We start from the raw sequence: 7,560 nt of genomic DNA on the forward strand, positions 1-7,560 counted from the left end.
AATAGCGGAAGCGGTACTTTCCCCTCGAATCTGATGTATGCGGTCGGAGATGAGCCGTACTCTGTCTGCGCAGGTGATTTTGACAACGATGGTGATGTCGATCTGGCGACGGCAAACGATGTATCGGGCAGCGTGTCAGTCCTTCGAAACAACGGAAACGGCACCTTTGAGCCACAATCGGAATATGATGTTGTCTTTGGTCCAATCTCGGTGTTTGCTTCAGATCTCGACGGAGATGGAGACATTGATCTGTCTACAATCAACGATACTGCCGATAGCGTCTCGGTGCTATCCAACAACGGCGATGGCACATTCGCCCCATACTCGGCCTACAAGACCGGCGAAAGGCCTGTATCGATCTTCGCGGGTGACTTCGACGGGGACGATGACATCGATCTGACGTCAGCGAACTTCATATCCGGAAACGTCTCGGTACTGCTCAACAACGGAGACGGCACGTTTGCCTCACAGACTCTTCACCGGGCGGGAAACGGAACACAATCCGTCGTGGCGGCGGACCTTGATGGCGACGGGGACCTCGATTTGGCAACTTCAGACTGGTCGTCGCGCAGCATTTCCGTATTGCTCAACGCCCTGGTCTGTTTCGATTCGGACGGCGATGGTTACGGCGATCCTCTCCATCCTGAGAATCAATGCATAGAGGACAATTGCCCGTCTGTGCATAATCCCGATCAGGAAGATTTCGATAGTGACGGCATAGGAGATTCTTGTGATGTCTGTCCAGCTCACGCGGCCGATGACTGCTGCAATCCGATTGGCTTGAATCAGCCTCCGCAGATCACATCTCCGATTGCTGACACTGTGATGCCGGGGAGATTGTTCACCTATATCCTGACAGCCTATGATCCCGATTGCGACGGTGTTGAGCTTAGCCGCGATATCACAGTCTATCCGTCCTGGTGCTCCGTGACAGGCGATACCATAACAGGAGTACCGGAATGCAATTCTGCGGATTCAATACTCAGATGCGTGGTCTCCGATGGATCCGTGAATGATATCCAAAACGTCACTATTGTAATTGACACAGAAAATCATCCGCCCGTGATTGTAAGCGAGGGAGAGGAACTGAACGTACAGATAAACGACTCATTCACATTCTATCCAACCATTGATGATCCGGATGACTCTTCGCATGCAATATTGTATACTTCTCTCCCACACTGGTGCATTGTGCGGAATGACACAGTCTTGGGCGTTGCTCCGATGGATAGATTATATTCCGAAGAGCTGACGGTGATCGTGAAAGATTATTGCAGCGCAGACACTGCAACGATTCTGGTCGTCACCTATTTGTGCAGCGATGCGGATGGTAGTCTGCAGGTTGATATCGATGATGCGATCTTCCTGGTTAGTTATATCTTTCTCGGTGGCCCCAGCCCTCAGCCTTTAGCCTCCGGCGATGCAGACTGCTCTGGAGAGGTCGATATTGACGACTTGGTATACACAATCAACTACATCTTTGTTGGTGGTCTCGCGCCATGCATCAACTGCCCCTGATGCCAACATCGTCTCTCGTGCCCATACTAGAATATGTCCATGAATAATAACACTTGCAGAAGCATATGTGACTCGTATATTAGACTATATTACTTCTCTTTTGAAATGACGCGCCATTTCTGCCGATATGATTCTCTGAGGCCGTGAGGTGCAGAAGCAGACACAAGGAGAGCATGGATGAATCAGCTATCGCCGCAATCCAATGGAACAATCGGAACAGACAGTGCACATGGTGCGCACGGAAACAGAGGATTACTGTCATCAATTGCCAGCATAGGCCTCGCTCTATTGATGGCATCAATTGCTGTGTTCGGCACGCCTGGTTCGGTCTCTGCCCAGATTAGCACAGGTGGTTCTCCGCCCAGCTTCGCGAAGTCTCTGCGACCGGATGTTGATTCAAAGCGAATGCCGGATGTGGATGTGCAGGCATTGCTCGCCGAGGATGCTATCGAAGAGGAGATGGGGATTCCATTCCGGTTTGGATATCCACATGCAGTGACCTACGGCCTTGATAATTCCGGGACCTGGGAAACAACTTCAAATGGTGATCGGGTCTGGCGGTTGAAGATAGAGTGTCCTGGCGCATACTCTATTAATCTTGTATATGATCATTACAGGTTGCCCGTTGGCGCAAGCTTGTTCATATATAGCGAGGACAGAAGTTTCGTACTCGGAGCATTCACATATAAGAATAACAAAGACACTGACGTGTTTGCTACTGCTCCCGTTCCGGGCAACGTCTGCATACTGGAATACACCGAACCATCCAGCGCGGCTTTCCCGGGTGAGCTTCGTGTATCGAGTGTAATCCATGCGTACAAAAACGTATTCGGAAAGGATGCCGATGGTTTCGGCGGTTCCGGCTCATGCAATATCAATGTCAATTGCCCGGACGGTGACGACTGGAGAGACGAAATCAGATCTGTCGTCATGATCCTGACTTCCGGCGGATCCAGGATTTGCTCCGGATCTCTTGTCAATGACGTTGAGAATGACCTGACACCTTATTTTCTGACCGCTAATCACTGCCTCGGCGGCGAGTCGACGTGGATATTCATGTTCAATTATCAGAGCCCGAACTGCAACAATATTAACGGCCCGATTACTCAGACAGTCCAGGGGTCAACTCTCTTAGCACACTACTCGACTTCGGACTTCGCGCTTCTTCGACTCACGGAAACACCGCCCAGCGGTTACGATGTTCATTATGCCGGCTGGTCGAGGGTCGATGTTGCAAGTCCGACAACGGTAGGTATTCACCACCCATCGGGCGACATCAAGAAGATTTCATTTAACTACGATGCGGTTACATCGACGAATTACCTTTCATCATCCGGCACAAGTCACTGGCGAATCGACGACTGGGAACTTGGCACAACAGAAGGCGGATCATCGGGATCTCCCCTCTTCGACGACAACCACCGAGTGGTCGGACAGCTTCATGGCGGATATGCCTCTTGCTCAAGCATTACGTCGGACTGGTACGGTAAGTTTGCAATGTCGTGGGAGGGTGGCGGATCATCTTCGACGCGCCTGAGAGACTGGCTGGATCCAAACAACACGGGAGTTCTCTACATCGACGGGTCCGATGTCGATTCGGATGGAGATGATGTCCCCAACGGCAGTGACAACTGCCCGTTTGTAGCGAATCCGGGTCAGGAGGATGCCGATGATGATGGAGTCGGGGATGTCTGTGATAACTGCGTGAACACGCCTAACCCCGATCAGGGTGATGCAGACGGCGATGGCGCAGGTGACTTGTGTGACTATGATGCTGACGACGACGGCATTCTGAATGGGGATGACAATTGTTGGCTGGTAGATAACAGCTCTCAGGAAGATCAGGATGGTGACGATTTCGGTGACGCATGCGATAACTGTCCATACGTCTCCAATCCAGAACAGTATGATGAGAATGATGACGGCATCGGCGACGTCTGTGACGGCGAACTGCATATTCAAAGCTACGCAATAGAGATTCCCGACGGATATGTCGGACAGCCCTATTCATATCAGCTTTGGGCGGTCGGTGGTGTTGAGCCATATACGTGGGTAAAACAGGTTGGCCAGCCGCCGTACGGAACGGTCTTCACCGGAGGAACTGTCGGGACTATCACCGGAACGCCGCAACTTGAAGGCCAATCATATATGAAGATTGAGGTTGTGGACAGTGACACGCCGAAGAAGAAAGATACTGTGGACATCTACATCACAATTCTTCCTTCAGGGTTCGTCTGCGGAGATGCCGACGGATCTGGTGAGATTGACATAGATGACATAGTATATCTCGTGCAGTACATTTTCAGTGGCGGACCGGCACCCGATCCTCTTGAATCTGCCGATGCGGATTGTTCAGGTGACATTGACATCGATGATGCTGTCTATATAGTCGAGTACATCTTCAGTGGTGGCGCAGTTCCGTGCGAAGGCTGCCCGTAAAATAGCTCATACACGAAGATCGAATTAAATGCAGGCAGGAATTGAATATTTCTGCCTGCATTGCTGTATGTATTGCGACATGTGATGCAGCCGACAACCAACTGCTGTGGGATTCCGACAGATGAGGTGCGCGATGAACAAGGTTGATTTTAGAGTTACGAAGAGAGATGACCTGGCCCCGGTATGCCCGCACTGCAATGCGGAATTGACGGAGGTTTACGTAAAGTCAAAAGGCGCCGGATTCATTGAGGGAAGAAATATATTGTATTTCTGCCCGCGCTGTAGAAAAGTACTCGGATTCGGCCAGAGCCGGATGATATAACGGCAGTGTACTGCAATCGCTATCCCATGAACTCCAAACGGAAGAGCGGATAGCTCAGAATCATGGGCACGAAGCGCATGGTGCAGGGCCGCTCGAGAATATATACGCTATCAGATAAACGACATCATCGATATCGATAGCGCCGCTGCAATCGGGATCGGCTGCTGCCGGGTTCTCGGGAGGAGGGCCTCCTGCGAAAATGTAATTGATCAGGAATACCGGGTCGTCGATATCAACCCCGCCGCTTCCGTCAGCATCTCCGCAGGCATGATCGCACGCATCCCCGATGCCGTCGAAGTTGCTGTCAGCCTGAGACGGATTGAATGTCAGCGGACAATTATCGTCGGGACATGTATTTGCCGGGAATCCCGGATTGCCAAATCCATCCCCGTCAATATCAGTGCATGTATCGCATGAATCGCCGACGCCATCACCGTCGACATCAGTCTGACCCGGATTATATACAGATACACAATTGTCACACGCGTCGCCTGCACCATCTGCATCCGTATCCTCCTGAAGAGGATTCGGCCAACCGGGACAGTTATCGATGGTCTCACAGATTCCATCACCATCAGGGTCATTGAGTGAATCAAACGGGCATACATCGCACGAATCGCCGATGCCATCGCCATCAAAATCCTCCTGCAAAGGATTGGAGAAGTTGGGGCAGTTGTCGCATGCATCGCCGAAAATATCGGCATCGTTGTTTGTCTGTGAAGCATTAGGAACGTCGGGACAATTATCATCGAAGAAGAAGACACCATCTCCATCGGAGTCGAGAGTTAAGAGAGACACGATGCCGATATGGACGTCATCGCTACCCGTCAGCGTGAACTCGTAGATCACTTTCGCGCCACCGCCACCGATATCGGCCGCTCTATACTCTGCGACAACAGTCTCGCTGTCGGCACTCACTTGTTCCGGCGGGTTCCAAATCAAGCCGTTGTCCGTCGTGCGAGTCGCAAAGAGCGCGTCATTCTTCACGAAACAGCAGACAAACGTAGAATTTTCAACATGAGACAGCTCGGGGAAGTTCTCGGAATCAGCCGTCACTGCGACCGGAGTCACCGTGTAGAGGCTATCGACATCTCCGACATTAGTCGACCAGCAGACGAGATCGACATTTCCGGGAAGACTGTCTTGATAGACGGCCGCTACCAACACTACATTATTATCGTATGCCGCAATGGCTGGATACCGCATGTGAGAGTTCGTATCACCAAACATCAATTCAGCAGCATCTGTGCCGGCACTCCAGTCACTGAACACATCCTGTCGTACAAACATCTGGTACTGATCCTTCTCCCATTCGAAGCGGTCATAGACAGCATAGGTTTTGAGTGTGATCGGATCGATGTCAGCCGATGTTGTCTTGCAGCTATCGACATTCGAGAAATGACTGCCAGCAGTAGTGCCACTCGAATTGAATAGATAGAAGATGTGTGGCGCGTCTCGAAGTGTTGCCTCGGACGGATAGACTCTACTAAGGATCGCCGAATGGAAGCCGTACTCCCACGACTCACCTCCGCTATTACATGCAATATCGACCATCGTCATACCATACCAGCCCAGCAGCGAATAGGGTGCCCAGTAAACATCCCATGTCAATGGATCCGTCGGGTCATCAAATTCGAGCAACATCAACGCAGAGCCATTATAGAATGACGATGGAGGTACAAATGTGCCGAAGAACTGAGTGAAAGCGCCCCAGTAATCGAGCGATGGATATGTAGATCCGTACAGATCATACCAACAGCACTCGGTCCAGTTCAGACCATCGTCATCGGAACCGTTCACGAACATTGTACTGATAGGCGACACGCCGTCGAAAAACTCGTACAGCCTGATAAGATTCCCACTCCCATCATCGGTCAGTGCCGGATGCAGGTATGAGACAGCATTGGCATCCTTGTCTCCCCCGGTTGGCGACAATTGATCGGCCGAGAATTCGTACTTCTGCCGTTCAATCGTTGCCGTCTCCGGTTGCTCATCTACATGCCTGATTGAGACCTTGTCTGTGAGGTATAATCCTGCGGTTTCAACGGACTGCGCAGGAACTGCTGCGATTTGAACTGCTATAAAGCAGAGAATCATCAGAATCGGATTGTAGCTCTTGAATCTCATCGTATCATCTCCTGCGCTCCCGCGCCGTAAAACATACTCGTTCGCGCTTCCTGATTGCGGATAGTCCAAGCCCGCGTAGTTACGCAAATGACATCATCAACCCGCGACTGCCTATCCATTAAAGAGAATATTTCGTAGTAACAATCGTAATATAGCGAGCGACACAGTGCCGTGTCAACGTGAATTTGGAAGTTACTGTGCTCTGACATTGTTAACACATCAATCTACGAGAACACAATATACGCCAACACTAACGGGAGCCGAAATTCGGCTCCCGTATTCTTCAACCTGCATAGAATCACGAAGTGATTATAGCAGTGAATTGACGAAATCCCAGTTGATCAAATGTTCTACGTAGATCGACAGATAATCGGGGCGCTTGTTCTGGTAATCGAGATAGTACGCGTGCTCCCAGACATCGACCGTCAACAGCGCCTTATGACCTTCAACCAGCGGCGTCGCGGCATTCGGGGTCTTCGTGATCTTGAGCGTTCCGCCATCGAGAACCAGCCATGCCCATCCGCTACCGAATTGGGTTGCACCGGCGTTCTTGAAAGCCTCGACGAATTTGTCGTAACCACCGAGATCGTTTTCGATCAGCTTGGCAATCTTACCTGTAGCGGGACCACCGCCGCCCGGCTTCATGCATTCCCAGTAGAACGAATGATTCCATACCTGCGCCGCATTATTGAAAATCCCAGCTTTGTCGGCAGACCCAGCAGTTTTCTCGATGATTGTCTCCAGTTTGGATGTCTCGAGATCGGTGCCTGCGATCATCTTGTTGGCGTTTGTGACATACGCTGCGTGGTGCTTATCATGATGGAACTCTAACGTGCGAGCGCTGATGTGCGGCTCAAGCGCATTCTTTGCAAACGGTAGTTCCGGTAATACGATAGCCATCTTTGCCTCCATGTTTCTGTATGTAGTCGTCTTGAACTATGGTCGTACTCTGATTCACTCTGTGAATTTAACGAATCTTTCGAAACTAAACAAGACTAATTTAGTCAATCACCTGGGACTCGGAACGTAAAAGGTACCCCCCTTCTGATCTGGGGGAAGAATGGAAAAAGGTTGATAAAGGAATGGTTCAAGAGCAGGTAAGTCGGAGTGAGCGTAGCGAACGGAGACTTACCTGCTCTACGCTCAAAACAGGT

5 protein-coding genes are annotated in these 7,560 nt (G+C 50.8%); 3 read left to right on the forward strand and 2 right to left on the reverse strand.

What is annotated here, in order from left to right:
* The 3 genes from KKH67_02045 to KKH67_02055 form a co-directional block, all read left to right on the forward strand.
* Positions 1-1,518: VCBS repeat-containing protein (locus KKH67_02045; GenBank protein ID MBU1317956.1), on the forward strand; the 1,518-nt coding region annotated here is incomplete at its 5' end.
* A 177-nt stretch (positions 1,519-1,695) separates the two neighbouring features.
* Complete coding sequence (locus KKH67_02050) at positions 1,696-3,957, forward strand: thrombospondin type 3 repeat-containing protein (protein MBU1317957.1); 2,262 nt, start codon at positions 1,696-1,698, stop codon at positions 3,955-3,957.
* 133 nt (positions 3,958-4,090) lie between these two features.
* Complete coding sequence (locus KKH67_02055; protein ID MBU1317958.1) at positions 4,091-4,279, forward strand: hypothetical protein; 189 nt, start codon at positions 4,091-4,093, stop codon at positions 4,277-4,279.
* Between the two features lie 60 nt (positions 4,280-4,339).
* Here KKH67_02055 and KKH67_02060 read toward each other — a convergent pair whose 3' ends face one another.
* On the reverse strand, positions 4,340-6,406 hold the full coding sequence (locus KKH67_02060) for a thrombospondin type 3 repeat-containing protein (GenBank protein ID MBU1317959.1): 2,067 nt from the start codon (positions 6,404-6,406) through the stop codon (positions 4,340-4,342).
* A gap of 309 nt (positions 6,407-6,715) precedes the next feature.
* Positions 6,716-7,306 (reverse strand): superoxide dismutase, encoded by a 591-nt coding sequence (locus KKH67_02065; protein MBU1317960.1) that lies wholly within the window; start codon positions 7,304-7,306, stop codon positions 6,716-6,718.
* Between the last annotated feature and the right edge of the window lie 254 nt (positions 7,307-7,560).

It is taken from the genome of Candidatus Zixiibacteriota bacterium, from assembly GCA_018820315.1.
Classification (GTDB): domain Bacteria; phylum Zixibacteria; class MSB-5A5; order JAABVY01; family JAHJOQ01; genus JAHJOQ01.